This is a genomic window from Mycobacterium sp. Panama NTM2, from assembly GCF_054355555.1.
Genome location: NZ_CM135953.1, coordinates 4,978,519 through 5,004,200, shown reverse-complemented (window position 1 = coordinate 5,004,200; position 25,682 = coordinate 4,978,519). Strand labels below are relative to the sequence as shown.

The following is a 25,682-nucleotide window of genomic DNA, read 5'->3' as shown; positions in this document are numbered from 1 at the left end:
CCCGACACGCGGCGTGGGGAGCAGGGCTTGTCGGAGCTGCGTGCCATTCTCAGACGGTGAGCTCAACCGCCGTCAGCACCTGGGGTCGGCCCGCCGATCACGCGGGCGCCGGGTGGGCGGTCGTCGACGTCGAGACCTCCGGTTTCCGGCCGGGGCAGGCCCGTGTCGTCAGCGTCGCCGCGCTCGCGCTCAGCGATGACGGCAACGTCGAGAAGAGCCTGTACACGCTGCTGAATCCGGGGGTCGACCCCGGCCCCACCCACATCCACGGGCTCACCGCAGAGATGCTGGCCGGCCAGCCGACGTTCGCCGATGTGGTCTCTGACCTGTGCGACGTGCTGCGGGGACGGACCCTGGTGGCCCACAACGTGGGATTCGACTATTCGTTCCTGGCCGCCGAAGCGGAGATGGTGGGGGCTGAGCTGCCGACCGACACGGTGATGTGCACGGTCGAATTGGCCCGACGGCTGGACCTCGGGACGGAGAACCTGCGACTGGAGACGTTGGCCGCGCACTGGGGCGTCACCCAGATGCGCCCGCACGATGCCCTCGACGACGCGATGGTGCTCGCGCAGATACTCAAACCGGTTCTGGTGCGCGCGCGTGAACGCCGCGCCTGGCTACCGGTGCACCCGGTGTCGCGTCGAGCCTGGCCGAACGGGCGAGTCACCCACGGCGAGTTGCGTCCACTCAAGGCTATCGCCGCCCGGCTTCCGTGCGCATACGCCAACCCTGGCCGCCACGTCCCCGGCCGGCCCCTGGTCCAGGGCATGCGTATCGCAGTCGCCGACGTGGATCGGACCTACGAGGAACTGATCGAACGGATGTTGCACGCCGGTCTGGCATACACGGAATCGGTCGACCAGCACACGTCGCTGATCGTCAACGATGTGCCGGATACGCAGCAGGGCAAAGGCTTTCAGGCGAGAGAACTCGGGGTGCCGGTGATGTCGTCGGGCGAGTTCATGGACGCGGTGGTGTCGGTCGTCGGTGGCGCCCAGGTCGAGGACTTCGTCGGCTCCGACCTGGGCGAGGACCAACTCGCGCTGTTCTGACTCAGGGCGCTTCGCAGATGCGTCCCGGGGTACATCCCGCGACATCGGGCATACCGTCTTGGCCCGGCGGGATCTCGCCCACGATGGGCGGCGGACCACCCTCGGGTGCCGGGGCGTCACACGCGGCGCCACGCGAGGCGCCGCCCGGATCGTCACACGGCACATTGGGCTGTGCACCGGCGACCGGAGCCATCGCGATGACCGTCGCGGCGGCCCCGGTCAGCAGGGCTGTTCCGAAGGTGATGAGTTTCATGCTGCTGTGAATTGCCAGCGACCACGCTGGCGAAACGATCTAATCGTCGCCGTTGTTGCACACCCGGCCGGGGATGCAGCCTGCACCGCCGATGTAGGGATTGGTGCCACCCTGGCTCGCGGCCGGACCCGTGTTCGTCGTCCCGCCGCCGGGGGCGACGTTTGCGCACGGCGTGCCGTCAGCGGCGCCGTGCGGCGTCGCGCATTCCGGCTGAGCGGCCGCTGCGGGTGCGAACGAGATCGCCGCGGCAGCGGCGAGGGTGAGCAGAGAACCGAAAGTGAAATTGAGCTTCATGTTGGACAGGCTTCCCGCCACGAGGTGCGTGAAACGCCAATCAGCACAAGTCATTTCTCGGTCACTCCTGCGCGGCGCACGAGCCCCCCCGGCCGGATCAGCGCCGGGCGGCCCGGTTCACCGCCGACACCACCGCGCGCAGCGAGGCCGTCGTGATCGAGGTGGCGATCCCCACACCCCACACGGTGTGACCGTCGATCGCCGCCTCCACGTAGGCCGCGGCCTGCGCCTCTTCGCCCGAGGACATCGCGTGCTCCGAGTAGTCCAGCACGTTGACGTGGTAACCGATGGCGCCCAGCGCGTCGCAGAACGCGGCCAGTGGTCCGTTACCGGCTCCGACGATCTCACGTTCGGTTCCGTCGACCTTGACGACGGCGGTGATGGTGTCGGTACCGCCGTCGACCTCGGCTGCGTCGACGCGTTGCCGCATGCGCTCCAGCGGGGTGATCGGTGCCAGGTACTCCTCGTAGAACGCGTCCCACATCTCCTTGGGCGACACTTCGCCGCCCTCACCGTCGGTGATGGCCTGGATGGCCGCGGAGAACTCGATCTGCAGCCGTCGGGGCAGCGCCAACCCGTGATCGGCCTTCATGATGTAGGCCACGCCACCCTTGCCGGACTGCGAATTGACCCGGATCACAGCCTCGTACGTGCGCCCGACGTCCTTCGGATCGATCGGCAGGTAGGGAACCTGCCACAAGATGTCGTCGACGTCTTTGTCCGCGGCATCGGCGTCGAACTTCATCGCGTCCAGGCCCTTGTTGATCGCGTCCTGATGGCTTCCCGAGAACGCGGTGTACACCAGATCGCCGCCGTAGGGGTGGCGTTCGTGGACGGGCAGCTGGTTGCAGTACTCGACGGTGCGGCGGATCTCGTCGATGTTCGAGAAGTCGATCTGCGGATCGACGCCGCGGGAGAACATGTTCAGGCCCAGTGTGACCAGGCACACGTTTCCGGTGCGCTCGCCGTTGCCGAACAGGCATCCTTCGATCCGGTCCGCGCCGGCCTGATAACCCAATTCGGCTGCTGCGACAGCAGTTCCGCGGTCGTTGTGGGGGTGCAGGCTCAAGATGATCGAGTCCCGCGGCGTCAGGTGCCGGTTCATCCACTCGATGGAGTCGGCGTAGACGTTGGGCGTGGCCATCTCCACCGTCGCCGGCAGGTTCACGATCAGCGGCACCTCGGGCGTCGGCGCGACGATCTCGGCGACGGCGTTGCAGACCTCGACCGCGTATTCCAGTTCGGTGCCGGTGTAGGACTCCGGCGAGTACTCGAAGCGCCACTGCGTGCCGGGGTACTTCTTGGCCTCCTCGACGCACATCCGCGCGCCGTCGGTCGCTATTTTCTTCACGGCGTCGCGGTCGGCACGGAACACGACGCGGCGCTGCAGGATCGACGTCGAGTTGTAGAAGTGCACGATCGCCCGAGGCGCGCCCTCACAGGCCTTGAACGTTTTCTCGATCAGTTCGGGGCGGCACTGCGTCAGCACCTGGATCGTCACGTCGTCGGGAATCGCGCCCTGTTCGATGATCTCTCGGACGAAGTCGAAGTCGGTCTGGCTGGCCGACGGGAAGCCGACCTCGATCTCCTTGTAGCCCATCCGGACCAGCAGGTCGAACATGCGCCGTTTGCGGGCCGGGCTCATCGGGTCGATCAGCGCCTGGTTGCCGTCGCGCAGGTCGACCGCGCACCACAGCGGGGCGGTGTCGATGACCTTGTCGGGCCACGTGCGGTCGGGCAGTGTGACGGGCTCGACCTCGGCGGCGAAGCTGCGGTACCGGCTGACCGGCATGGACGAGGCGCGCTGGGTGTTCCAGGCGGGCTGGCCGTCGCGGCGGGGGCCGGCGGGCGTGGTGATGGTGCGTACCGAATGGAAAGCGTCGGGCGTGAAGTTCTCGGTCATGATGGTGGGCTCCGGGTTGGTCTAGGGATTCTCAGACCGGCGCATCGCGAATACCCGCGACGGGAGGCCAGTCTGGATCAGACCCCGTCGCGGCGTCCGAGAAGGAGCACCCGCTGCACGCCAGTGACTGTACTCCCGAGGGCGCGTCGGGCAAAACGGGCCGCGGGTGTGCGGTGTAATCCGCGACACGCCGCGGCAGGCGTATCGCGACGCACACTCGGCGCGCTCAGACGTGCGAGTCGGGGAACGCGATCACCGACAGGAAGCGGATCGGCACCTCGACCAGGTCGACGGGACCGTGGGCGCCCTCGCCGTCGAACTGCAGCGAATCGCCGGGGTGCAGCCGGTAGACGGAGCGGCTGTGGCTGTAGTCCATGACCCCTTCGAGCATGTAGATGAACTCCGTGCCCGGGTGCTGGAACAGTGGATACGTCTGGCTCTTTTCCGACAGCGTGACCTGCAGACACTCCAGCCGCTTGTGCTCGCCGCGCAGCGAGCCGAGCAGCTCGTAGTCGTGGCCTTCGCGGGTGCCCTCGCGAACGATCCGTGCCCCGGTGCCTGCCCGCACGAACGCGGCGGGACGTTCGACGTCCGCGCCGCGGAACAGGCTGGTGACCGGCACGTCGAAGCCCTTGGCCAGCAGTGCGAGCGTGGACAGGCTGCAGGAGGTCTGTGCGTTCTCGATCTTGCTCATCATCGCCTTCGAGATGCCGATGCGTGCGGCGGTGTCGGCGACGGTGAGGCCCTGTTGCAACCGCAGCAGCCGCACGTTGCGGCCGATCGCCGCTTCGATCTCGAGTTCGTCGACGGGTTCGGCGGGGTCGCGATCCCGGGCCGTGCCCGACTTGTTGCGCAGCAGCGGCGCGTGCTCGTCAGCGGAGGTCACAGCTCACCTGTCTAGCGCATCTCTCCCGCGCCGACGTACGGGTACGGCGTGGTGAGCAGGTCGCCGTCGGCGAAGCGGGACAGCCGGAAGTCCGACGCCGGGATGCGTGGATCGCGGCTGTGGCCGTCGACGACGATGTCGGCGACGAGCCGGCCGACTGCGGGTGCGATCTTGAACCCATGGCCGGAGAAGCCGGCCGCGACCACCAGGCCGTCGAGACCGGTGCGCGAGATCACCGGATTCCAGTCGGGAGTCACGTCGTAGCAACCCGCGTAGCTGCTGGTGATGACGGCGTCGGGGAGGCCGGGGAAGCGGGTGCCGACCTTGTCGACGGTGATGTCGACGAACTCCTCGGTCGCCCGGTTGAGGTAGTTGTCCGGATCGGCGGTCTGCGCATCGCTGAGATCGCTGTTGCCGAACAGTATTTCGCCGCCGGTCTCGGGCCGCACGTACTGCAGCGACACCAGGTCGGAGAACACCGGCACCGGACCCAGATCGACACCGGGGTCGATCAGCACGATCTGTTCGCGTACGACGCGGATCGGCACCTCGACGCCGTAGCGGGCGAGGAACGGCTGCGTCCATGCTCCGGTCGCGACGACGACGGTGCCGGCGGACATCTCGGTGCCGTCGGCCAGCGCCACACCGGTCACCCGGTCCCCAGATTGGATCAAACCTGTTGCGGCGCAGCCTTGCCGGAGGCGGATGCCGGCAGCGCGGGCCGTCGTGGCGAAGGCCTGAGCGGTCTGGTAGGCGTCACCGTAACCGCCACGGGCCTCGTAGCCGAACGCGGCGAACGGCGTGAGATCGGCGACGGGCCACATCCGCGCAACCTCGGCATGGTCGATCTCCTCGGTGTCCACTCCGACGGCGCGCTGAGCGGCGAGGCTCTTCCGCAACGCGTCGACGTTGGGCTCGCCCACGCCGACGATGTAGCCGGTCTGCCGGAAACCGATGTCGGTGCCGAAGATCTCGTCGGCCTGCTCGAACACCTCCAGGCCCACGGCGGCCATCGCGGCCAGTGAGCTCACCCCGTAGTGGCAGCGCACGATGCCGCTGGACTTTCCGGTCATGCCCGACCCGACGGTGCTGCGTTCGACGATGGCGACATCGGTGATGCCGCGCTCGGCCAACGCCCACGCGGCCGCGCAGCCCTCGAGGCCGCCGCCGACGATGACGACGTCGGCCGTGCTCATTGCCCCGGAATCCACGACGTGCCTGCCAATGGGACCTTCGCCATCGCCGCGGCCTCGATACTGACGGCGACCAGGTCGTCGGGCTCGAGGTGGCAGACGTGGGACTTGCCGCAGGCACGGGCGATCGTCTGCGCCTCCATCGTCAGCACCCGCAGGTAGTTGGCCAGCCGTTGGCCGGCAGCCACCGGGTCCAGGCGGGCGGCGAGCTCGGGGTCCTGCGTGCTGATGCCTGCGGGATCGTTGCCGTCCTGGTAGTCGTCGTAGAAACCCGCTGCGCTGCCCAGTTTTTCGTAGTCAGCGGCATACCGGGGGTGGTTGTCGCCCAGTGCGATCAGAGCGGCGGTGCCGATCGCGACGGCATCGGCACCCAGCGCCAGCGCCTTGGCGACGTCGGCACCGTTGCGGATGCCACCGGAGACAATCAACTGGACTTTGCGATGGACGCCGAGTTCCTGCAGCGCCCGCACCGCCTCGGGGATCGCGGCGAGCGTCGGGATGCCGACGTGTTCGATGAACACTTCCTGGGTGGCGGCGGTGCCGCCCTGCATGCCGTCGACGACGACGACGTCGGCGCCGGCGTGCACCGCGAGCTTGACGTCATAGTAGGTGCGGGTGGCGCCGACCTTGACGTAGATCGGCTTCTCCCAGTCGGTGATCTCCCGCAACTCGTTGATTTTGATGGTCAGATCGTCGGGCCCGGTCCAGTCGGGGTGACGGCATGCCGACCGCTGATCGATGCCCTGCGGCAGGGTACGCATCGCGGCGACCCGTTCGGAGATCTTCTGCCCCAACAGCATTCCGCCGCCGCCGGGTTTGGCGCCCTGGCCGAGCACCACCTCGATCGCATCGGCCTTGCGGAGATCGTCGGGATTCATGCCGTACCGCGACGGCAGGTACTGGTACACCAGGTGCTTGCTTTGGCCGCGCTCCTCGGGCGTCATGCCGCCGTCGCCGGTGGTCGTCGACGTGCCGACCTCGCTGGCACCCCGGCCCAGCGCCTCCTTGGCCGGCCCGGACAGGGCGCCGAAGCTCATGCCGGCGATGGTGACCGGGATGGCCAGGTGCAGAGGGTGTTTGGCGTGCCGATCACCGAGCACCACATCGGTGGAGCAGCGTTCGCGATAGCCCTCCAGCGGATACCGGGACATCGACGCGCCGAGGAACAGCAGATCGTCGAAGTGGGGGAGCCGCCGTTTGGCGCCCCACCCGCGGATGTCGTACACGCCGGTGTCTGCGGCGCGCTGGATCGCCGCGATCGTGGCGCGGTCGAACGTGGCGGACTCACGCAGGCCGAGGCGGGCGCGATCGTCTGTGTCGGTCATCAGTAGCTCGCAGAGTTGTCGACGTGGAAGTGATAGAGCGATCGAGCCGACCCGTAGCGGGTGTAGGCGGCGGTGTCGTCGTCGTCGAATCCTGCTGACTTGAGCAGTTGTTCGAGTTCCTCGTGGTGTTCGGGGCGCATCGGCTTGGCGACGCAATCTGCGCCGAGGGAGGCGACCTCTCCCCGAACGTAGATGCGGGCTTCGTAGAGCGAGTCGCCGAGCGCCTCACCGGCGTTGCCGCGCACAACGAGCCGGCCGGCCTGGGCCATGAACGCGCTCATGTGGCCGACATTGCCGCCCACCACGATGTCGACGCCCTTCATCGAGATGCCGCACCGCGCCGCGGCGTCGCCCTCGATGACCAGCAGACCACCGTGGGCCGTCGCGCCGGCGGACTGCGAGGCGTTGCCTTTGACCCACACCGAACCGCTCATCATGTTCTCCGCGACACCGGTGCCTGCGTTGCCGTTGATCACCACGTCGGCGTGCTGGTTCATGCCGGCGGCGTAGTACCCGACGTGACCGTCGATCGTGACGCGGACCGGGGCGTCGAGTCCGACGGCGACGTTGTGCGCGCCAGCCGGGTGGGCGATGACGAACTCACCCTGCAGATCCGGGGCGTGCAGTGCGGTGTTCACCTCACGCAGCGGGGTGGTGGTGAGGTCGAGTCGAGTCGTTACCTGCTCCATGCGTAGACGACCTCCGGTTCGGGTTCCCAGATGCGCGCGCTCTCGACGCCGGGAAGGCCTGACAGGGCGCGGTATTCGCTGGCCATCGCCACCCAGTCGGCGGTCTCGGCGATGACCGCGGGCTTGCATGCGATGGCGTCCCGGACGACGGCGAACGAATCGCGGTTGGACACCAGCAGCGTGTAGAAGCCGTCGAAGGTCGCGCAGAGCTCCTTGAGGGCACTCTCGACGTCGCGGCCCTCCGACAGCTGCGCCGCGATGAAGCGGGCGCCGACCTCGGTGTCGTTCTCACTGTCGAACATCACACCGCGCGAGCGCAGTTCGCGGCGGATGGTGGCGTGATTGGCGAACGAGCCGTTGTGCACCATGCACTGACCCGGTCCGACGGCGTAGGGGTGACAGCCCGACGGGGTCACTGCGGACTCGGTCGCCATCCGGGTGTGCCCGACGCCCTGCCAGCCCTGGGCGGCGGAGAGCCCCCACTGCTCGGTGAGCGCGCGCGGGTGGCCGACGCCTTTGAGGACTGCCATGTCGGAGCCGAAGCCGGCGACGATGGCCTGCGGATAGCAGGCCTTCACCGCCGTCAGCAGCGCCTCCGAGGAGGTGTCGCAGGACAACAGGCGGCTGTCACCGACCGCGACCACGTCGACGGCGTCGGCGTCCTCGTCGAGGGCGGTGGCGACGGTGCGCCGGATCAGCTCGACGTCCTCGGCCCGGCCGGTGCCCAGATCAGCCACCGACACGCAACCCTGACCGGGCGGTGACCACGTGGAATCCCCGTACACCGCGACACCGGCGGAATCACTTCCCCGGTCGCCCATTTCGCACAGCATGCCGGACAGCAGGGTGCCCAATCGCGGATAGAGCTCTGGTGTGCGTAGGTGTAACCCCACGATGCCGCACATGTTTTCCTCCGTGCCGTCAGAAGGCGGTCAGGTACTGGTCGATCTCCCACGGGCTGACCGCACTGTGGTAGTTGAAGAATTCCTCGCGTTTGATGCCGGCGAAGTACGCGGCGACCCCGTCCCCGGCGGCGTCGAGGACGCCGGTGATGACGGGATCGGTCTCGAGTTCCTCGACGGCGTGCAACAGCGTGGGTGGCAGTGCGCGAGTGCTCGTTCCCGAGCCCACCGGCCCGGGGTCTGCGCTGCGCTTGATTCCGTCGATGCCCGCACCCAGGGCCGCGGCGATCGCCAGGTAGGGGTTGGCCGAGCCGTCGCCGCCGCGCAACTCGACGCGCTCGGCGTCGGGAACCCGGATGTAGTGGGTGCGGTCGTTGCCGCCGTAGGTGGGTAGCCGCGGCGCCCAGGAGGCGCCCGACCGTGTGGACACCGCACCGGTCCGTTTGTAGGAGTTGACCGTCGGCGCGATCACCGCCTGCAGTGCGCAGGCGTGGTCGAGGATGCCGCCGATGAAACCGTAAGCTGTGTCGGATAATCCGAGCCCCCGACCGTCGTCACCCTGTGCCGGGAACACGGCGTTGCCCGCGCTGGTCAGCGACAGGTGTAGGTGCAGCCCGCTGCCGGTCTTGTCGGAGAACGGTTTCGGCATGAATGTCGCGATCATGCCGCGCTCCGCGGCGATCATCGACAACAGGTAGCGCAACGTGATGACGCGATCAGCGGTGGTCAGCGCATCGGCGAACGTGAAGTTCTGCTCGAACTGGCCGTTGCCGTCCTCGTGGTCGTTGGCGTAGTTGGACCAGCCGAGTCCGTTCATCGCGGCCGACACGGCCGTCAGGTGGTCGTACATGCGGGTGACACCGCGGGCGTCGTAGCAGGGCTGAGAAGCGGTGTCGGCGGCGTCGGCGACCGCGACGCCACCGTCGTCGGTGCGGCGCAGCAGGAAGTACTCGACCTCTGCCCCCACCCACGGGTCGAAACCGGCGTCCGCGCAACGCTGTACGAGGTTTCTGAGGATCACCCGCGGCGCGTACGGCCAGGGCGCTCCGTCGACGTGGGGATCGCAGTGCACGATCGCCAGGCCCTCTTTGAGGAAGGGGACCGGGGTGAACGATGCCGGATCGGGCAGCGCCATCAGATCGGGGTCCTTCGGCTCCTGGCCCATGGCACCCACGGCGTAGCCGGCGAAGCCGACGCCCTCGGTGGCCAGGAGGTCGATCGCCTCGACGGGAACCAATTTGGCGCAGGGCTTTCCGCGCAGGTCGACGAACAGCGCGAGGATGAATTTGGTGCCGGCCTTCTTGGCCGCGACCGCGAGGTCCTGGGTCATGTCGTCCACCTTGTGTCTCTTGTTAGGAATCAAGGTATCAGTAGCGGAAACACGCCGCATGTCGAACGGCCGGTGCGGACCCAGTCCGCACCGGCCGTTCTGATGGTTCGTTCAGACAGAGGCGAGTTCGTACGACGCCTCGCGGTGGAACGCCGCGTCGATGCCCTTCTCCTCGTCGTCGGGCGAAATGCGAATGCCGACAGTCTTCTTCAGCGCGAAGGCGATGATGCCGGCGACGACGAACGAGTAGATCATCACCGCGCCCGCGGCCACAGCCTGCCGCCACAGCTGGTCGAACCCGCCACCGTAGAACAGGCCGTTGGTGGCATTGGGCATCGAGTCGCTCGCCAGGAAGCCGATCAGCAGGGTGCCGATCACGCCGCCCACGAGGTGAACACCGACCACGTCGAGCGAATCGTCGTAACCGAAGCGCTCCTTGAGGCCGACGGCGTAGACACAGACCGCACCGGCGATAGCGCCGAGGATGATCGCGCCGACCGGCGTCACCGCGCCGCAGGCCGGGGTGATCGCGACCAGGCCGGTGATCGCACCCGAGGCCGCGCCGACACCGGTCACGTGCCCGTCCTTGATCTTCTCCACCGCGATCCACGCCAGCGTGGCAGCGCACGTGGCGACGAATGTGGTGACCATGACGATCGCGGCCGAATCACCCGCAGCAAGAGCCGAACCGCCGTTGAACGCATACCAACCGGCCCACAGCAGCCCCGCGCCCAGCAGCGTCAGTGGCACGTTGTGCGGCTTGCGCAGCTGGCCCCAGCTCGCCGACTTGCCCAACACGATGGCGACGGCCAGGGCGGCCGCGCCGGCGTTGATGTGCACCGCGGTACCGCCCGCGAAGTCGATGGCCTTGAGTTTGTTGGCGATCCAGCCACCCGCCGAGTCCTCGGTGACCACGCCGTCGAAGGCGAAAACCCAATGGGCGACCGGGAAGTAGACCAGCACCGCCCACAGGGTCGCGAAGCCCATCCAGGCGCCGAACTTCATCCGATCGGCGACGGCCCCGGAGATCAGCGCCACTGTGATCGCGGCGAAGAGCGCCTGGAAGATCGAGAACAAGCTGACCGGCAGGCCTGAGATCGTCGTCTGCGTCTCCAGAAGGTCCTTCATGCCGGCGAATTCGGTCAGGTTGCCGAGGAACCCGCCGTACGAGGTGCCGAAGACCATCGAGAAGCCGAACAACACCCACAGCACGCCGACCACAGCAACCGCGCCGAACGTCATCATCATCATGTTGGTCGAGCTCTTGACGGACACCATGCCGCCGTAGAACAACGCCAGGCCGGGGATCATCAGCGTGAGGCCGATGATGCAACACAGCATGAACGCGGTCGTTCCCGTATCCATAAACATCTCCTGCGATTCTCGGCCCCGCTGCAGAGCCGCTCACCGACAGTTACTGATGTCTCTGTTACGTGGACTGTTTCCTCAGGTTTCGTCCGCGTAACGGAATTGCGCGATTGCGGTGTGATGGCAAACATGCCCGACGGCGCGAGTGTGCGGTTTCATCCGCAACACGCCGCTTGAGTTCAAGGGGTCGATGCAACAGTTGGCGGTTTGGACAGTAGTTGGTTAAGGGCTTCGGCTGGGGTTTTCCAGTCGAGGGTTTTGCGGGGTCGGCCGTTGAGTTCGGCGGCGACGTTGTCGAGGTAGCCGGGCCCCCACAGCGATAAGTCGGTGCTTTTGGGGAAGTACTGGCGCAGAAGCCCGTTGGTGTTCTCGTTCGTGCCGCGTTGCCAAGGCGAGTGGGGATCGCAGAAGTAGATGTCGAGATCGGCGGCCGCGGCGATCGCTGCGTGATTGGCCATTTCGCTGCCCTGGTCCCAGGTCAGCGAGCGACGCAAGTGCTCGGGCAGCTCGCTCATCTTGGCCACGATCGCGTTCTGCACGCTCAGCGCCGTGTGATCCTCGGGAAGGTGCAACAGCATGACGAACCGGGTGCTGCGCTCGACGAGAGTGCCGATCGCCGAGGCTGAGGCGGTCGACCCCAAAATCAGATCGCCTTCCCAGTGCCCGGGAACCGCTCGGTCGGCGACCTCGGCGGGACGCTGGCTGATGTTGATCATGCCGGGGATACGACCACGACGGGCTCCTGCAGGGCGCTGAGGGTGTCGGATCGCGCGCTTGGTGCGTAGGCAGCGGTGCAGCTCTTGCCGTAGCGATCCACGCCCTTGCACGTAGATGGCCTGGTAGACCGCCTCGTGTGACACTCACATCTCCGGATCGTCGGGAAAATCGCTGCGCAGCCGCCTCGCGATCTGTTGAGGACTGTGGTGCAGCTCCAGTCGAGTCTGCACCTCCTGGCGCAGGGTGTCATCGCAGGCCAGTCGGCGCTGCTTGGGCCGACGGGCGCGTTCGGCCGAGCGGTCGTGAGCAGCTGTGGCCAGATAACGCACCGACGAGGCATTGCCGCTCTGGCGGGCACCGAAGGCGTGTTTGCGTCGATACCCCGATTTACGGCCCTGGTGGCGGTTCCGCAGCTCGCTGTTGTTGTCGATTTCGCGTTTGATCGTCGATGCTGGCCGACCTAATCGTCGGCCGATGGATCGCAACGACTCACCGGTGCACACACCTACCTGAATTTCGATGCGATCGTCCAACGTCAGCCGCCGACGAGGGCCACTCGGTTTCGCTTGGGATGTGGCTGGTTTCACGCCGCCAGCCTCACGGAACCACCGCTTCCCACAGCCGTCGGACACGCCGACAGCCACACCGGCCTCAGCCGGACTCAGACCCGCCCGGACATGCTCCCAGAACGTCGGCATCCGCGACCACAACGGGACTCGACCCATCGCAACACTCCTCAATCAACACGGGGTGTTGCATCGATCGCTTGAATCCGCCCCGCGAGAGGCGTATCAGGACGCACACTCGGCGTCGCCGACGAGCGTGATCAGCCCAGCGGCCAGTTCAGCACGATCTCGTCGAGCGGGCGCCGCTCGCGGGGCATCGAATCGCGCTCGGCGATCTCCGGGTCGACGTCGGCGTAATCGCCGAGCCGGCCGACCGCGATCACCATCAGTGGACGCAGCTCGGCGGACAGATCGAATGCCTCGCGAGCCCGGTTGGCGTCGAACCCCGCCATCGGATGCACGATCAGCCCGCGCGACACGGCCTCCACCGACAACATCCCCAGGGCCGATCCCGCGTCGACACCGGAATAGAGCGCGGTGTTCTCGTCAGGCCCCTGGTCGGCGCAGAGCAGGATCAGCGCGCTGGCCACCCGGGCGTAGCTGTTTCCTCTGCTGAGCACGTCGGACAGCGTGGCGAAGGTCGCCTCACCGCGGCGACCCACCACGAATCGGACCGGCTGGCGGCGTCCCCACGTGGGTGCCCACCGGGCCGCCTCGAGCAGCGCGACCAGGTCGTCGTCACTGATCTGCGCGGTCGGATCGAAGGCCCGCGCACTCCAGCGAGCGGCGATGGGCGGGTGAAGGGGAACCGAGGTCTGGGCCGACCGGGCATCGGGTGTCACATCGCCGACGCTACTGGGGCGAATAAATCACGTGCGCGCAGCCTTTATCCTTGTTCGGGATTCCCGCACGTTGGAAAGGTTCGAGTAGTGGCGCTCGTCGTACAGAAGTACGGCGGATCCTCGGTGTCCGACGCCGAGCGCATCCGCCGTGTGGCCGAGCGCATCGTCGAAACCAAGAAGGCCGGCAACGACGTCGTCGTCGTGGTCTCGGCCATGGGTGACACGACCGATGAACTGCTCGACCTGGCCAAGCAGGTGTCGCCCGCACCGCCGGTCCGTGAACTCGACATGCTGCTGACCGCCGGGGAACGCATCTCGAATGCGCTGGTCGCGATGGCGATCGAGTCCCTCGGCGCGCAGGCCCGGTCGTTTACCGGCTCCCAGGCCGGTGTGGTCACCACCGGTACCCACGGCAACGCCAAGATCATCGATGTCACCCCCACCCGGCTGCGCTCCGCGCTCGACGAAGGCCAGATCGTGCTCGTCGCCGGCTTCCAGGGCGTCAGCCAGGACACCAAGGACGTGACCACGCTGGGTCGCGGCGGTTCCGACACCACCGCCGTCGCGGTAGCCGCCGCGCTCAAAGCCGACGTCTGCGAGATCTACACCGACGTCGACGGCATCTTCACCGCCGATCCGCGCATCGTGCCCAACGCCCAGCGCCTCGACACCGTCTCCTTCGAGGAGATGCTTGAGATGGCCGCTGCCGGCGCGAAGGTGTTGATGCTGCGTTGCGTCGAGTACGCGCGCCGCTACGACCTGCCCATCCACGTCCGCTCGTCGTACACCGACAGGCCCGGCACCATCGTCACAGGATCGATCGAGGACATCCCCATGGAAGACGCCATTCTGACCGGAGTTGCCCACGACCGCGGCGAGGCGAAGGTGACCGTCGTCGGCCTGCCCGACGTCCCCGGCTACGCCGCCCAGGTGTTCCGCGCGATCGCCGACACCGACGTCAACATCGACATGGTGCTGCAGAACATCTCCAAGGTCGAAGACGGCAAGACCGACATCACGTTCACGTGCTCGCGCGAGAGCGGGCCCGGCGCGGTGGAGAAGCTGACCTCGCTGCAGGACGAGATCGGCTTCACCCGGGTGCTCTACGACGACCACATCGGCAAGGTCTCGCTCATCGGGGCCGGCATGCGCTCACACCCGGGCGTGACGGCGACCTTCTGCGAGGCGCTGGCCAACGCCGGCATCAACATCGACCTGATCTCCACGTCCGAGATCCGCATCTCGGTGCTGATCAAGGACACCGAACTCGACCGCGCCGTCGCCGCACTGCACGAGGCCTTCGGGCTCGGCGGTGACGAGGAAGCGGTCGTCTACGCGGGAACGGGGCGCTAGAGATGGTGCGGATAGGCGTTGTCGGCGCGACCGGTCAGGTCGGCCAGGTCATGCGAACCCTGTTGGCGGAACGCGACTTTCCCGCCACCGAGGTCCGGTTCTTCGCCTCGTCGCGCTCGGCGGGCAAGAAGCTGGAGTTCCGCGGCCAGGAGATCGAGGTCGAGGACTCCGAGACGGCGGATCCGTCCGGGCTGGACATCGCGTTGTTCTCCGCCGGCGCGACGATGTCGCGGGTGCAGGCGCCGCGGTTCGCCGCCGCGGGCGCGGTCGTGATCGACAACTCCTCGGCCTGGCGCAAGGATCCCGATGTCCCGCTGGTGGTTTCAGAGGTCAACTTCGCGCGCGATGCCGGGGTGCGGCCCAAGGGCATCATCGCCAACCCGAACTGCACGACGATGGCGGCGATGCCGGTGCTCAAGCCGCTGCACGAGAAGGCCGGCCTGGTCCGGATGATCGCCTCGACCTACCAGGCGGTGTCGGGCAGCGGACTGGCCGGTGTCGACGAACTCTTCGGTCAGGCCAGCGCCGTGGTGGCCGACAGCCAGGCGCTGGTGCACGACGGCAGCGCGGTGGCCTTCCCCGCGCCGAACAAGTACGTGGCGCCGATCGCGTTCAACGTCGTGCCGCTGGCGGGTTCGCTCGTCGACGACGGCTCCGGCGAGACCGACGAAGACCAGAAGCTGCGCAACGAGAGTCGGAAGATTCTCGGCATCCCCGACCTCGCCGTGTCGGGCACGTGCGTGCGGGTGCCGGTCTACACCGGACATTCACTCTCGCTCAATGTCGAGTTCGCGCAGCCGCTGTCGGCCGCTGAAGCGACCGAGATCCTGTCGGGCGCGCCCGGTGTGACCCTGGTCGACGTTCCCACCCCGTTGGCCGCCGCGGGTGTGGACGACTCTCTGGTCGGCCGGATTCGCCAGGATCCGGGGGTGCCCGACGGCCGCGGCCTCGCACTCTTCGTCTCCGGGGACAACCTTCGAAAAGGTGCTGCGCTGAACACCATTCAGATCGCCGAGCTGCTGGCCGCTCAGCTCTGATCCGCCGAAACCGACGTTTGGGCGGATAAGTGCGAGAGACGGGCGCCATTTCGTCGATCTCGGCGCTGGTGCTCGCCCTGGCCCTGGCTCCCGCCGCGTCTGCCACGCCCGTCGATCTTCCCCCGCTGCAGCCCGGGCAGGTGTTGCGCGTCGGTCCGGTGGCCGGAACAGGCACGCCCACAGTCGATTACGGTATCGGCGCGACGGATCTCTGCGAGTTCATGCAGTTCCCGTCGGGCATCCTGCAGGTGTGCGGTGACAGCTTCGCCGGCCAAGGTGTCGGATTCGGTGGGTGGTATTCGCCGATCGCGCTGCACGTGGTCGACGGCTCGCTCGAGGATGCCGGCGGGGTGCGCTACGACGGGGTGACGGGGGTCGACACCCCGCTGCTCGCCGACCCGACCCCGCCGGGATCGTCGCAGCTGCCGGCCGGCATCGTCGAGATCAACCGCGAGAACTACCTGCTCGTCACCACCACCAAGGATCTGCGGCCCCGGTCGTCACGTCTGGTAAAAGCCGAAGCGGGACAAGGCCGGTGGTCCACCGTGCCCGGCTCAGTGCGCGATGCCGCCTTCGCCGGGGGAGGGCAGTCGCAGATCAGCGGGTACTACGACCCGATTCCGACCGCAGACTCGCCGCGGGGCTGGGTGTACATCGTCGCGAACGACTTCGATCGCACCGGACCGCTGACTCTCTACCGGACGCCGCCGCAGACCTTCACCGATCGCGCTGCGTGGCAGGCCTGGTCGCCCGAGGGCTGGGGTACTCGGCCGGCGCCGTTGTGGGACGACCGGATCGGTGAGATGAGCGTGCGCCAGATCGACGGGCAGACCGTGCTGTCGTACTTCAACGCCAGCACCGGCAACATGGAGATCCGCGTCGCCAACGATCCGACCCAGCTCGGGACTGCGCCGGTGACCACCGTCGTCGTCGCGGCGCCGTGGCCGCAGCAGGCCGAGGATCTGCCACCGCCGCAGGACAACCGGCTCGCCCAGCCCTACGGGGGATATCTCTCGCCCGCCTCGACACCCGATGCGGTGCGCGTGTTCGTCAGCCAGTGGAACACCATGCCGCGCGGAGGCAGCCCTTACCGGGTGATCCAGTTCGCGGTCAATCCGTACAAGCCCTGACGGTGCGCCCTGCCGGCGTTTGCACTGCCGACAAACCGGACATGATGTCCATGGCGGATGTGATCGCGCGGGGAAGGGAGATACCGGTGTCCGTTCTGTTCATCGCGGAGAGGTCCAGACGAGCGAGTGCGGGACTGTCGGGCCTGTCGATGGTCGCCGGAGAGGGTGTCACGTACTCCGAGGACCCGCCGTTCCTGTACAGCGACGCGCCCGCCGAGGCGAGGAGAGTCGCGCTGGTCAGCGGCGGGGGCGCGGGCCACGAGCCGATGCACGGTGGTTTCGTCGGCCGCGGCGGGCTGGACGCGGCCTGCCCGGGCGAGATCTTCACCTCCCCGCACAATCGGCAGATCTACGCGGCGTGCAGCCAGGTCGCGCGACCGGACGGCGTGCTGCAGATCGTGAAGAACTACACCGGCGACGTCCTGAATTTCAACATCGCCGCGGAGAGGCTGCGGGCCGACGGCATCCCGGTGGAGCAGGTCCTGGTCGACGACGACTGGGGTTCGCGCGACGCCGGCAAGGTCGGCAGGCGGGGCACCGCGGCGACGGTGATCGTCGAGAAAGTGCTGGGCGCGGCGGCCGACGACGGGATGTCCCTGGCGGACCTGGCCGCCTTGGGCCGCGACATCGTCGCGCGATCGCGCACGGTGGCGATCGCCGCGGAGGCGCATCGCAGCCCGGGAGACGGCGACCGCGCCTTCGACGTATCGCCGGGCTCGCTCGAATTCGGCGTCGGCATCCACGGCGAGCCCGCACGCGAGACCATCGAGGTCGCCGACCTCGACGGGCTGGTCAGCACCATGGTCGACGCGCTGACCGCCGATCTGTCCGCACCGGACGGAGTCGTGGTGCTGGTCAACGGCCTCGGCGGAACCGGGCAACTCGAGTTGCTGCACGTCGGTGACGCCGCGGCCAGGGCGCTCGCCGACCGCGACCTGACGGTGCGCAGCCTGGTCGCGGGCGCGTACTGCACTGCCCTGGACATGCGGGGCGTGAGCTTGACGGTGGTCGACGCCGACCCGGCCTGGCTGCCGCACTGGTACGCCGATCACGGCACACCCGGGCTGCCCCGGCCCCGGCCGTTCCCGGGAATCCGGACCCTGCGCGGCGTCGCGGCCGACGACGACGCATCCGAGTCCGCGTCATCCTGGCTACAGGACGTCGCGAGCCGAACCGAGCGGCTACGGGATCGGTTCAACGCGCTCGATCAGGCAGCCGGCGACGGGGACTTCGGCGACAACCTCGCGGTCGGGGTTGGGTATGCGGTGCGGCGCGGAGACGTCGACGACGACGTGGTGGCCGATCTCTCCCATCTCGCGGCGGCGTTCCTGGACGACGTCGGCGGGTCGAGCGGACCGCTGCTGGGGCTGGTGTTCGGCGGGGTGTCGTCCCGTGCCGAGGATTCTCGGTCCGAGGGGCTCGGCGGCGCCGTGCTCGCCGGCCTCGCCGACGCGTTGACCGCCGTGCAGCGGGCCGGCGGCGCCGAGCCGGGCGACCGCACACTGGTCGATCCGCTGGCCGCGATCGTCGAGGACGCCCGCACGCGCGGCGTCGACGCGCTCGACGAGGCCTCGGTGCTGGCGGGGATCGAGGCGGCCGCATCGACCGCGGACATGGTCGCCGGCCGGGGCCGGGCCGCCTATGTGGGTGAGCGCGCGATCGGCACGCCCGATGCCGGTGCTGTGGCGATCGCGTGGCTGGCGGCGCTGCTGTGGCAGACCGCCGGCGGTGGTTCTCCCGCGGTCGACGACGCGCTGGCCGACCTGCTGTCGGTGCGCTGACTCCGACTCAAAGGGTATTCACAGCCGGCACCTAAGCCTCGTTGTGCGTCGTGGAGCAGGATCGTGCGCATGAGTGAGACACCGCCACCGTCGACACCGTCGTCATCTCCGTCGTCACCCCGGCCGGAGGAGAACGAGCCCGCCACCGGCCCCGTCTTCCCGCCCACCTACAACGAGCCGCCCGCCACCTTCGCTCAGCCCTCGTCGATACCGCCGCAGACCGTGTACGTCGAGCGGTCGGGCCGCCTCACCAAGGTGGCGGCGTGGGTCGGCATCGTCGCCGGTTCGCTGTTCATCGTGGTCGTGATCTTCGGCGCCGGCTTCTTCACCGGGAAGGCCGTCGGCAATCACCGCGACTACGACGGTCGCGGCCACGAGATGATGATGCGTCCCGGCACGGCCATGTTCCCGATGGGCCCGCCCGGAGGGATGCAACGCGGGCCCGCGTTCCCCGGGCCGTTCGGACCCGGACAGATCATCGAGATCCCGCGGCCACCGGGCGGCGCTCCGGATACGCCGACTACGCCTCGGCCGTGACCCACCGGTGGCAGGGTGACGGGTGCGGCTTTCGGGTACCCGCACCTCGGCGGCGCAGCCCGGCAGCCGCCCAGCCCCTGAGGAGAGTAGATGTCTGACAAGTACGCGACCACCGACGGCGGGGCCCCGGTCCCCAGCCTCGAACACTCGCTGACCGTCGGCCCCGATGGGCCCATCCTGCTGCAGGACCACTACCTGCTCGAGCAGATGGCCAACTTCAACAGGGAGCGCATCCCGGAGCGGCAGCCGCACGCCAAGGGCGGCGGCGCCTTCGGTGAATTCGAGGTCACTCACGACGTCAGTGCCTTCACCAAGGCCGCGTTCCTACAGCCCGGGGTGAAGACCGAGATGGTCGCGAGATTCTCGACGGTCGCCGGCGAGCGGGGCAGCCCAGACACCTGGCGGGATCCGCGCGGGTTCGCGCTGAAGTTCTACACGTCCGAGGGCAACTTCGACATGGTCGGCAACAACACCCCGGTGTTCTTCCTGCGCGACCCCATGAAGTTCCAGAACTTCATCCGCAGCCAGAAACGGCTGCAGGCGTCGAACGTGCGCGACCACAACATGCAGTGGGACTTCTGGACGCTGTCGCCGGAGTCGGCGCACCAGGTCACTTGGCTGATGGGGGACCGCGGCATACCCAAGACGTGGCGCCACATGAACGGCTACTCCAGCCACACCTACAGCTGGGTGAACGCCAGCGACGAGCTGTTCTGGGTGAAGTACCACTTCAAGACCGACCAGGGCATCGACTACCTGACCCAGGAGGACGCCGACCGGCTGGCCGGTGAAGACGGCGACTATCACCAGCGCGACCTGTTCACCTCCATCGAGGACGGCAACTTCCCGTCCTGGACGCTGCATGTGCAGATCATGCCGTTCGAGGACGCGAAGACCTACCGCTTCAACCCGTTCGACCTGACGAAGGTCTGGCCGCACAGCGACTACCCGCTGCAGCAGGTCGGGAAGATGACGTTGAACCGCAACGTCGTCGACTACCACGCGCAGATCGAGCAGGCGGCGTTCGAACCGAACAACATCGTGCCGGGTACCGGTCTGTCTCCGGACAAGATGCTTCTGGCGCGCGGCTTCTCGTACGCCGACGCGCACCGGCACCGCCTCGGGGTCAACTACAAGCAGATCCCCGTCAACGAACCCAAGGTGGAGGTGCGCGCCTACTCCAAGGACGGGCCGATGCGTATCCACAACGTCACCGACCCGGTCTATGCGCCCAATTCGATGGGCGGTCCCGAGGCCGATCCGCGGCGGGCGTCGGAGGTGCACTGGGCGTCCGACGGGGACATGGTCCGCGCCGCCTACGCCCTGCGCGCCGAGGACGACGACTGGGGTCAGGCCGGCACGCTGGTGCGGGAGGTCCTCGACGACGACGCGCGAGACCGGTTGGTGCACAACATCGTCGGCCATGTGTCCGATGGCGTGAAGGAGCCGGTGCTGTCCCGGGTGTTCGAGTACTGGCGCAACGTCGATCCCGATCTGGGCAAGAAGGTCGAGGAAGGCGTGAGAGGCGCTTAATTCTGCCGCGAGTGCACGGTTTCTGACGAGACCGCCCGAGAGGGCCCATCAGAAACCGTGCGCTCGGCAGCTAGCGCTGACCCGGGTAGGGCAGCAGCGCCATCTCGCGGGCGTTCTTGATCGCCGCCGCGACCTGCTTCTGCTGCTGCACCGTGACGCCGGTGACCGCACGCGAGCGGATCTTGCCGCGCTCGGACAGGAACTGCCGCAGCGTGGCGGTGTCTTTGTAATCGACGTCCTTGATCCCCAACGACGACAACAGGTTCCGCCGCTTCTTCGCGGGCTCGGCCACCCGCCTCGATCGCTTCACCAGCTCGACTTCCGCACGCCGGGCAGCTCGCCGCGGTGGGCGAGTTCACGCACCCGCACCCGCGAGAGCCCGAATTTGCGCAGATGGCCGCGGGGCCGGCCGTCGACGGCGTCGCGGTTGCGTAGCCGTACGGGGCTCGCATCGCGCGGCTGCCGGTTCAGCTCTGCTCGGGCGGCAGCCTTCTCGTCAGGTCCACCCGTACGGATGACCTCCTTCAGCTCGGCACGGCGCTCGGCGTAGCGGGCCACCACCTCACGGCGCCGGGCGTCGGCGACGACCTTGGACTTCTTGGCCATCAGCGCTCTTCGCGGAAGTCGACGTGGCGACGCGCGACAGGGTCGTACTTGCGCAACACGATGCGATCGGGATCGTTGCGCCGGTTCTTGCGGGTGACGTAGGTGTAGCCCGTGCCGGCTGTCGAGCGGAGCTTGACCACGGGGCGGATGTCAGTGGTTCGTGCCATCAGAGTCTTCCTTCCCGGCGGAGGCGGGCCACCACCGATTCGATGCCGTCGCGGTCGATGGTCTTGATGCCCTTTGCACTGACGCGCAACGTGATTCGGCGACCTTCGGACGGCAGGTAATAGGTCTTGCGTTGGATGTTGGGGTCCCAGCGCCGGCGGGTGCGGCGGTGCGAATGCGACACCGCGTTGCCGAAGCCGGGCGCGCGACCGGTGACCTGGCAGCGAGCTGCCATGGCGCCTCCTTATTGAAAATCGTTTTCGACAAGATGCGGAGTGGACTGTAGCGTGAACGCGTCGTTAGTGAAAATCATTCCCGATAAGGAGTCAGCCGATGCGCACCCCCGTCATCGTCGTGTCCGGCCAGGACGGCACCGCCGAGATCGCTCGAGTGCTCCTCGAGCGCCCCGGCACCACGGTGGTGGAGCACTACTTCGACGGGCACGTGGTGCACCGCACCACCGCCTCGGTGCAGCGCGGAGTCACCGTGAAAGCCGACGCCGTCCTGGAGCTGACGAACTGCTGCCTGGCCTGCACCGTGCGCGAGGATCTGCTGGCCCACCTGTGTCACCTGCACCGCCGAGGTGACCTCGAGCGCATCGTGGTGCGCCTCGCCGCGTGGCTGGAGCCCGAGCCCGTCTGCGCCGCGATCACGCACTCGGCCGCGGCCCGCGAGGTGTCCCTCGGCGCGGTGATCACGGCCGTCGACACGGGCAGCTGGCTGTCCCAGGCGCTCGGTGAGGACGAGCTGGCCGACGGGCGCACCGTGGCGCAGGTCGTGGTGGGGCAGGCCGAGTTCGCCGACGTCGCCGTCGTGACAGCTCCGGACCCCGAAACCCTCGCCGTGGTGCGCAGACTCGCGCCGCGGGCCCGCATCACCGTCGGCAGCGACCGGCTGGAACTCGCGCTCGCGCACCTCGAACCCGACGCGCGGCGCGGGCGCGGGCGCGATCCGCACGCCTCGCTCCTGGGTGGTCAACCACCGTTGGATCCCGACGGTCGCGTCGGGCTGGTCGAGTTCACCGCGCGGCGGCCATTCCATCCCGAACGTCTGCACGACGCACTCGACGTGTTACTCGACGGCGTGGTGCGCAGCCGCGGGCGGCTCTGGTTGGCGAACCGGTCTGACAGGGTGATGTGGCTGGAGTCCGCGGGCGGTGGGCTGCGGGTCACCAACGCAGGGAAGTGGCTGGCGGCGATGACGTCTCGCGAGGTGGCCTACGTCGATCCGGAGCGCCGTGCGATGGCGGCTCTGATGTGGGACCCGCGCCACGGCGACCGGCACACCTCGCTGGCCGTGCTGACGTGCGGAGCCCACGACGGCGACATCACCCGCGCTCTGCGCGACGCCGTCCTGACCGACGACGAGATGAATGATGACGACGAATGGTCCGGTTACGCAGACCCTTTCGGGGACTGGCATGCCGACCCGTGCGGTGAGCAGGTGTCCACCGCGCTCCCGGATCGCGAAGGCCACGCCGGGGATTGACAGGTGGCTCAGCGCTCCGAGTCGAGTGCCGCCATGTGGGCCGCGGGATAGCGGTCGCCGGCCACCCGCTCTGCGGGTACCGCCGCCTCGATGCGGCCCAGTTGGGCGTCGGTCAGCTCGATGTCGACCGCCCCGAGCGCCTCGGTCAACCGGGTACGGGTGCGCGCGCCGATGAGCGCAACGACATCCGTGCCGCGGGCGATGACCCAGGCGATGGCGGCCTGCGCCACCGAGATACCGAGCTCGTCGGCCACCCGGCGGAGCGCTTCGACCAGATCGAGGTTGTGCGTGAGGTTTTCGCCGGAGAACCTCGGACTGAGCGTCCGCATGTCACCATCGCCGATGCCGGCTGCGGTCCAGTGCCCGCCGAGGAGACCGCGGGCCAGCACGCCGTAGGCCGTGATGCCGATGCCGAGTTCCCGACAGGTTGCGAGGATGTCGCGTTCGACCCCGCGGGAGGCCAGCGAGTACTCGATCTGCAGATCGGAGATCGGCCGAACCGCGGCGGCGCGCCGCAGGGTGTCCGCGCCGACTTCGGAGAGTCCGATGTGCCGCACGAATCCGCCGTCGACGAGTTCGCCGATGGCGCCGACGGTTTCCTCGATCGGCACGGTCGGGTCGAGGCGCGCGGGCCGGTAGATGTCGATGTAATCGGTACCCAGCCTCTGCAGCGAATACGCCGCGGCGGCTTTCGCCGACGCCGGGCGCGCGTCGAACCCGACCCAGGAGCCGTCGGGGCCGAGTTGCCCCCCGAACTTCACGCTGAGTTGGTACTGCTCGCGTGGGATCGCACGCAGCGCCTCGGACAGCAACAGCTCGTTGTGCCCCGTGCCGTAGAAATCGCCGGTGTCCAGCAGGGTGATCCCGGCCTCGAGAGCCGCGCGTACGGTCGCCACGCTCTCCGCCCGGTCGGCGTGGCCGTAGGCCCCCGACATACCCATGCACCCGAGCCCGAGTGCGGATGTGGTCAGTGATCCGAGTGTGGTCGTTTTCATGACCACACTGTCGACGGAATGCGACGGCACAACCACGGCACGCTTCGCCGGGGACTCGGAGTCCCTGGCTACGCGGGGACGTGGTGACCACAATGGCTGGATGGATGGTCGGATGGACCGTGACGCCCTCGCAGGGTTCCTGCGCCGACGACGAGAGGCCATCACGCCCGCGGAGGTCGGCCTGCCTGAAGGCGCACGTCGACGCACGTCGGGGCTGCGGCGCGAGGAGGTGGCGCAGCTGGCCGGGATGTCGGCCGACTACTACGGACGGTTGGAGCAGGCGAGGAGCACGCAACCGTCCACTCAGATGGTGCGGGCGATGGCGCGGGCGTTGCGGCTCTCCGAGGACGAGACCGACCATCTGCACCACCTCGCGGGCCACGCGGCCCCCGATCGCGGCAACCGTTCGATGCACGTCGGACCCGCGTTGATGTTCGTCCTCGACCAGATGCGCGACGCCGCGGCGTTCGTCACCTCCGACACCTACGTCGTCCTGGCCCAGAACCAACTCGCCACAGTGCTGATGGGCGATCTCGGAGCGCATGCGAGCACCGGGCCGTCGGCGAGCATGAGCTATCGGTGGTTCACCGACCCGCGGATGCGTGAGCGCGTACCGCCGCACGAGCGCGACGAGCACAGCCGGATCATGGTGGCCGATCTGCGGGCGGCGTGGGCGCGCCGGCGGGCCGACCCGGACATGCGGGAACTCATCGACGCTCTGCTCCGGGAGAGCTCGGAATTCGCCGCACTGTGGACGCGCCACGAGGTGGCCGTCCGGAGGATGCAGCGAAAGACGTTCGTGACGGCGGTGGGCCCGCTGACCCTCGATTGCGAGGTCCTGGCAGCGACCCACGGGCAGAAGCTGGTGGTGCTCACACCGCCGCCCGGGTCCGCAGCGCTGGAGAACCTGCGGCTGCTCAGCGTTGTGGGACCGGCTCCGGCGGGCCTGGCATGATCGGCTCGGTGAGCACCGCGCGGATGATCGTTGCCGTGACCATGTCGGGAGTGGGAGTGGCTGTCGCGCCGGCCACCCCCGCCGCCGCCCGGCCGTCCGATCCCGGAGTGGTGAACTACGCCGTTCTGAACAAGGGGTCGGTGGGCAACATCGTGGGGGCGCGCCTCGGATTCGAGTCGACGTTCACGGCGCCGTTCCAGGCCTACTGGGTCGACGATCCGGTCTGCAACAACTGGGCCGACATCGGGTTGCCCGAGGTGTACCTCGATCCCGACCTCGCCGCGTTCAACGGTGCGACGGCCCAGGAATCCCCGACCGACATGACGCACTTCGTCAAACAGGCGGTCGGCGTCTTCGCCACGTCCGAGGCCGCCGGCCGCGCGTATCACCGCGTCGTCGACCGGACCGTCGGCTGCAACGGCCAGACCAGCGCGATGCACCTCGACAACGGCGCCACCCAGGTGTGGAGCTTCACGGGCGGGCCCGCCGGTGCCGACCAGGCCGACTGGGTCAAACAGGAGGTCGGAGCCGACCGGCGCTGCTTCGTCACCACCCGGCTGCGCGAGAACGTCCTGCTGCAGGCCAAGGTGTGCCAATCGGGCAACGGCGGACCCGCCGTCAACGTGCTCGCCGGCGCGATCCAGAACACCCTGGGCCAGTAACGCTGCGGGTCCCGGCGGGCACGTCATAGGTGTGTCACGCCGCGGACGGGGAAATTGTCGGTGCGGTCTGGAAGATAAAAGGGAAGACTCGTCTTCGCAGATCGTCAACGATGGAAA

Annotated in this window: 26 protein-coding genes and 1 pseudogene; 10 read left to right on the top strand and 17 right to left on the bottom strand. The window is 68.2% G+C overall.

The window, feature by feature from the left end:
* The first annotated feature begins 56 nt into the window (after positions 1-56).
* Positions 57-1,055 carry a DEDDh family exonuclease gene (locus ACXYX3_RS23975; RefSeq protein ID WP_458609288.1) on the top strand — a complete coding sequence of 333 codons (999 nt, stop codon included), beginning with the start codon at positions 57-59 and terminating at the stop codon, positions 1,053-1,055.
* A 1-nt stretch (position 1,056) separates the two neighbouring features.
* On the opposite strand, the gene ACXYX3_RS23970 is transcribed toward ACXYX3_RS23975, so the two are convergent.
* The 12 genes and pseudogenes from ACXYX3_RS23970 to ACXYX3_RS23915 form a co-directional block, all read right to left on the bottom strand.
* Positions 1,057-1,308, bottom strand: coding sequence for a hypothetical protein (locus ACXYX3_RS23970; protein ID WP_241204681.1), 252 nt, complete (start codon positions 1,306-1,308; stop codon positions 1,057-1,059).
* A 39-nt stretch (positions 1,309-1,347) separates the two neighbouring features.
* Entirely contained in the window at positions 1,348-1,602 is a 255-nt protein-coding gene (locus ACXYX3_RS23965) for a hypothetical protein (RefSeq protein ID WP_458609287.1), read from the bottom strand.
* A 97-nt stretch (positions 1,603-1,699) separates the two neighbouring features.
* Positions 1,700-3,505 (bottom strand): 2-isopropylmalate synthase, encoded by a 1,806-nt coding sequence (gene leuA / locus ACXYX3_RS23960; RefSeq protein ID WP_458609286.1) that lies wholly within the window; start codon positions 3,503-3,505, stop codon positions 1,700-1,702.
* 226 nt (positions 3,506-3,731) lie between these two features.
* Positions 3,732-4,391 carry a helix-turn-helix domain-containing protein gene (locus ACXYX3_RS23955; RefSeq protein ID WP_241204678.1) on the bottom strand — a complete coding sequence of 220 codons (660 nt, stop codon included), beginning with the start codon at positions 4,389-4,391 and terminating at the stop codon, positions 3,732-3,734.
* A gap of 11 nt (positions 4,392-4,402) precedes the next feature.
* Complete coding sequence (locus ACXYX3_RS23950; RefSeq protein ID WP_458609285.1) at positions 4,403-5,587, bottom strand: NAD(P)/FAD-dependent oxidoreductase; 1,185 nt, start codon at positions 5,585-5,587, stop codon at positions 4,403-4,405.
* Positions 5,584-6,909 (bottom strand): FMN-binding glutamate synthase family protein, encoded by a 1,326-nt coding sequence (locus ACXYX3_RS23945; RefSeq protein ID WP_458609284.1) that lies wholly within the window; start codon positions 6,907-6,909, stop codon positions 5,584-5,586. Before ACXYX3_RS23945 ends, ACXYX3_RS23950 begins: the two co-directional genes overlap by 4 nt.
* Positions 6,909-7,598: a GltB/FmdC/FwdC-like GXGXG domain-containing protein gene (locus tag ACXYX3_RS23940; RefSeq protein ID WP_458609283.1), complete on the bottom strand. Its 690-nt coding sequence runs from the start codon at positions 7,596-7,598 to the stop codon at positions 6,909-6,911. Before ACXYX3_RS23940 ends, ACXYX3_RS23945 begins: the two co-directional genes overlap by 1 nt.
* Positions 7,586-8,503: a class II glutamine amidotransferase domain-containing protein gene (locus ACXYX3_RS23935; RefSeq protein ID WP_241204674.1), complete on the bottom strand. Its 918-nt coding sequence runs from the start codon at positions 8,501-8,503 to the stop codon at positions 7,586-7,588. The genes ACXYX3_RS23940 and ACXYX3_RS23935 overlap by 13 nt, the downstream gene beginning before the upstream one ends.
* A 16-nt stretch (positions 8,504-8,519) precedes the next feature.
* Positions 8,520-9,830: a type III glutamate--ammonia ligase gene (glnT, locus tag ACXYX3_RS23930; RefSeq protein ID WP_458609282.1), complete on the bottom strand. Its 1,311-nt coding sequence runs from the start codon at positions 9,828-9,830 to the stop codon at positions 8,520-8,522.
* 111 nt (positions 9,831-9,941) lie between these two features.
* A complete protein-coding gene (locus tag ACXYX3_RS23925; RefSeq protein ID WP_241204672.1) occupies positions 9,942-11,195 on the bottom strand; it encodes an ammonium transporter in 1,254 nt (417 codons plus the stop codon).
* Between the two features lie 182 nt (positions 11,196-11,377).
* Positions 11,378-12,640: pseudogene (locus tag ACXYX3_RS23920) on the bottom strand (IS30 family transposase).
* A 101-nt stretch (positions 12,641-12,741) separates the two neighbouring features.
* A complete protein-coding gene (locus ACXYX3_RS23915; protein WP_458609281.1) occupies positions 12,742-13,323 on the bottom strand; it encodes a nitroreductase family protein in 582 nt (193 codons plus the stop codon).
* Positions 13,324-13,410: 87 nt separating this feature from the next.
* On the opposite strand from ACXYX3_RS23915, the gene ACXYX3_RS23910 reads away from it, so the two are divergent.
* The 6 genes from ACXYX3_RS23910 to ACXYX3_RS23885 all read left to right on the top strand — a co-directional run bounded on the left by ACXYX3_RS23910 (position 13,411) and on the right by ACXYX3_RS23885 (position 20,694).
* Entirely contained in the window at positions 13,411-14,676 is a 1,266-nt protein-coding gene (locus tag ACXYX3_RS23910) for an aspartate kinase (RefSeq protein WP_458609280.1), read from the top strand.
* A 2-nt stretch (positions 14,677-14,678) separates the two neighbouring features.
* A complete protein-coding gene (locus ACXYX3_RS23905) occupies positions 14,679-15,713 on the top strand; it encodes an aspartate-semialdehyde dehydrogenase (RefSeq protein WP_458609279.1) in 1,035 nt (344 codons plus the stop codon).
* A gap of 83 nt (positions 15,714-15,796) precedes the next feature.
* Positions 15,797-16,843, top strand: a complete 1,047-nt coding sequence (locus ACXYX3_RS23900) for a DUF4185 domain-containing protein (RefSeq protein ID WP_458612208.1) — start codon at positions 15,797-15,799, stop codon at positions 16,841-16,843.
* A gap of 86 nt (positions 16,844-16,929) precedes the next feature.
* A complete protein-coding gene (locus ACXYX3_RS23895) occupies positions 16,930-18,624 on the top strand; it encodes a dihydroxyacetone kinase subunit DhaK (RefSeq protein ID WP_458609278.1) in 1,695 nt (564 codons plus the stop codon).
* 69 nt (positions 18,625-18,693) lie between these two features.
* A complete protein-coding gene (locus ACXYX3_RS23890; protein WP_458609277.1) occupies positions 18,694-19,161 on the top strand; it encodes a hypothetical protein in 468 nt (155 codons plus the stop codon).
* Positions 19,162-19,251: 90 nt separating this feature from the next.
* On the top strand, positions 19,252-20,694 hold the full coding sequence (locus ACXYX3_RS23885; protein WP_458609276.1) for a catalase: 1,443 nt from the start codon (positions 19,252-19,254) through the stop codon (positions 20,692-20,694).
* Positions 20,695-20,764: 70 nt separating this feature from the next.
* On the opposite strand, the gene rpsR is transcribed toward ACXYX3_RS23885, so the two are convergent.
* The 4 genes from rpsR to rpmB are packed head-to-tail and all read right to left on the bottom strand — an operon-like array spanning position 20,765 to position 21,700.
* Positions 20,765-21,004 (bottom strand): 30S ribosomal protein S18, encoded by a 240-nt coding sequence (gene rpsR / locus ACXYX3_RS23880; protein ID WP_458609275.1) that lies wholly within the window; start codon positions 21,002-21,004, stop codon positions 20,765-20,767.
* Positions 21,001-21,300 (bottom strand): 30S ribosomal protein S14, encoded by a 300-nt coding sequence (rpsN, locus tag ACXYX3_RS23875; protein ID WP_458609274.1) that lies wholly within the window; start codon positions 21,298-21,300, stop codon positions 21,001-21,003. Before rpsN ends, rpsR begins: the two co-directional genes overlap by 4 nt.
* A complete protein-coding gene (gene rpmG / locus ACXYX3_RS23870; RefSeq protein ID WP_458609273.1) occupies positions 21,300-21,467 on the bottom strand; it encodes a 50S ribosomal protein L33 in 168 nt (55 codons plus the stop codon). Before rpmG ends, rpsN begins: the two co-directional genes overlap by 1 nt.
* Entirely contained in the window at positions 21,467-21,700 is a 234-nt protein-coding gene (gene rpmB, locus ACXYX3_RS23865; protein ID WP_241204662.1) for a 50S ribosomal protein L28, read from the bottom strand. Before rpmB ends, rpmG begins: the two co-directional genes overlap by 1 nt.
* Before the next feature lie 98 nt (positions 21,701-21,798).
* Here rpmB and mrf point away from each other — a divergent pair, with 98 nt between their 5' ends.
* On the top strand, positions 21,799-22,953 hold the full coding sequence (mrf, locus tag ACXYX3_RS23860; protein WP_458609272.1) for a ribosome hibernation factor-recruiting GTPase MRF: 1,155 nt from the start codon (positions 21,799-21,801) through the stop codon (positions 22,951-22,953).
* Between the two features lie 8 nt (positions 22,954-22,961).
* Here mrf and ACXYX3_RS23855 read toward each other — a convergent pair whose 3' ends face one another.
* Positions 22,962-23,948, bottom strand: a complete 987-nt coding sequence (locus ACXYX3_RS23855; protein WP_458609271.1) for an aldo/keto reductase — start codon at positions 23,946-23,948, stop codon at positions 22,962-22,964.
* A 100-nt stretch (positions 23,949-24,048) separates the two neighbouring features.
* On the opposite strand from ACXYX3_RS23855, the gene ACXYX3_RS23850 reads away from it, so the two are divergent.
* Both ACXYX3_RS23850 and ACXYX3_RS23845 read left to right on the top strand, forming a co-directional pair.
* Positions 24,049-24,903, top strand: a complete 855-nt coding sequence (locus tag ACXYX3_RS23850; protein ID WP_458609270.1) for a helix-turn-helix transcriptional regulator — start codon at positions 24,049-24,051, stop codon at positions 24,901-24,903.
* Positions 24,904-24,926: 23 nt separating this feature from the next.
* Positions 24,927-25,565 (top strand): sensor domain-containing protein, encoded by a 639-nt coding sequence (locus tag ACXYX3_RS23845; RefSeq protein WP_458612207.1) that lies wholly within the window; start codon positions 24,927-24,929, stop codon positions 25,563-25,565.
* Positions 25,566-25,682 lie beyond the last annotated feature (117 nt).

Excerpts from the sequence above, each read along its gene's own strand:
- ACXYX3_RS23970 (WP_241204681.1), bottom strand. The coding sequence starts at position 1,308 with ATGAAACTCATCACCTTCGGAACAGCCCTGCTGACCGGGGCCGCCGCG.
- ACXYX3_RS23965 (WP_458609287.1), bottom strand. The coding sequence starts at position 1,602 with ATGAAGCTCAATTTCACTTTCGGTTCTCTGCTCACCCTCGCCGCTGCC.
- leuA (WP_458609286.1), bottom strand. The coding sequence starts at position 3,505 with ATGACCGAGAACTTCACGCCCGACGCTTTCCATTCGGTACGCACCATC.
- ACXYX3_RS23950 (WP_458609285.1), bottom strand. The coding sequence starts at position 5,587 with ATGAGCACGGCCGACGTCGTCATCGTCGGCGGCGGCCTCGAGGGCTGC.
- ACXYX3_RS23945 (WP_458609284.1), bottom strand. The coding sequence starts at position 6,909 with ATGACCGACACAGACGATCGCGCCCGCCTCGGCCTGCGTGAGTCCGCC.
- ACXYX3_RS23940 (WP_458609283.1), bottom strand. The coding sequence starts at position 7,598 with ATGGAGCAGGTAACGACTCGACTCGACCTCACCACCACCCCGCTGCGT.
- ACXYX3_RS23935 (WP_241204674.1), bottom strand. The coding sequence starts at position 8,503 with ATGTGCGGCATCGTGGGGTTACACCTACGCACACCAGAGCTCTATCCG.
- glnT (WP_458609282.1), bottom strand. The coding sequence starts at position 9,830 with ATGACCCAGGACCTCGCGGTCGCGGCCAAGAAGGCCGGCACCAAATTC.
- ACXYX3_RS23925 (WP_241204672.1), bottom strand. The coding sequence starts at position 11,195 with ATGGATACGGGAACGACCGCGTTCATGCTGTGTTGCATCATCGGCCTC.
- ACXYX3_RS23905 (WP_458609279.1), top strand. The coding sequence starts at position 14,679 with ATGGTGCGGATAGGCGTTGTCGGCGCGACCGGTCAGGTCGGCCAGGTC.
- ACXYX3_RS23890 (WP_458609277.1), top strand. The coding sequence starts at position 18,694 with ATGAGTGAGACACCGCCACCGTCGACACCGTCGTCATCTCCGTCGTCA.
- ACXYX3_RS23885 (WP_458609276.1), top strand. The coding sequence starts at position 19,252 with ATGTCTGACAAGTACGCGACCACCGACGGCGGGGCCCCGGTCCCCAGC.
- rpsN (WP_458609274.1), bottom strand. The coding sequence starts at position 21,300 with ATGGCCAAGAAGTCCAAGGTCGTCGCCGACGCCCGGCGCCGTGAGGTG.
- rpmG (WP_458609273.1), bottom strand. The coding sequence starts at position 21,467 with ATGGCACGAACCACTGACATCCGCCCCGTGGTCAAGCTCCGCTCGACA.
- rpmB (WP_241204662.1), bottom strand. The coding sequence starts at position 21,700 with ATGGCAGCTCGCTGCCAGGTCACCGGTCGCGCGCCCGGCTTCGGCAAC.
- mrf (WP_458609272.1), top strand. The coding sequence starts at position 21,799 with ATGCGCACCCCCGTCATCGTCGTGTCCGGCCAGGACGGCACCGCCGAG.
- ACXYX3_RS23855 (WP_458609271.1), bottom strand. The coding sequence starts at position 23,948 with ATGAAAACGACCACACTCGGATCACTGACCACATCCGCACTCGGGCTC.
- ACXYX3_RS23850 (WP_458609270.1), top strand. The coding sequence starts at position 24,049 with ATGGATGGTCGGATGGACCGTGACGCCCTCGCAGGGTTCCTGCGCCGA.
- ACXYX3_RS23845 (WP_458612207.1), top strand. The coding sequence starts at position 24,927 with ATGATCGTTGCCGTGACCATGTCGGGAGTGGGAGTGGCTGTCGCGCCG.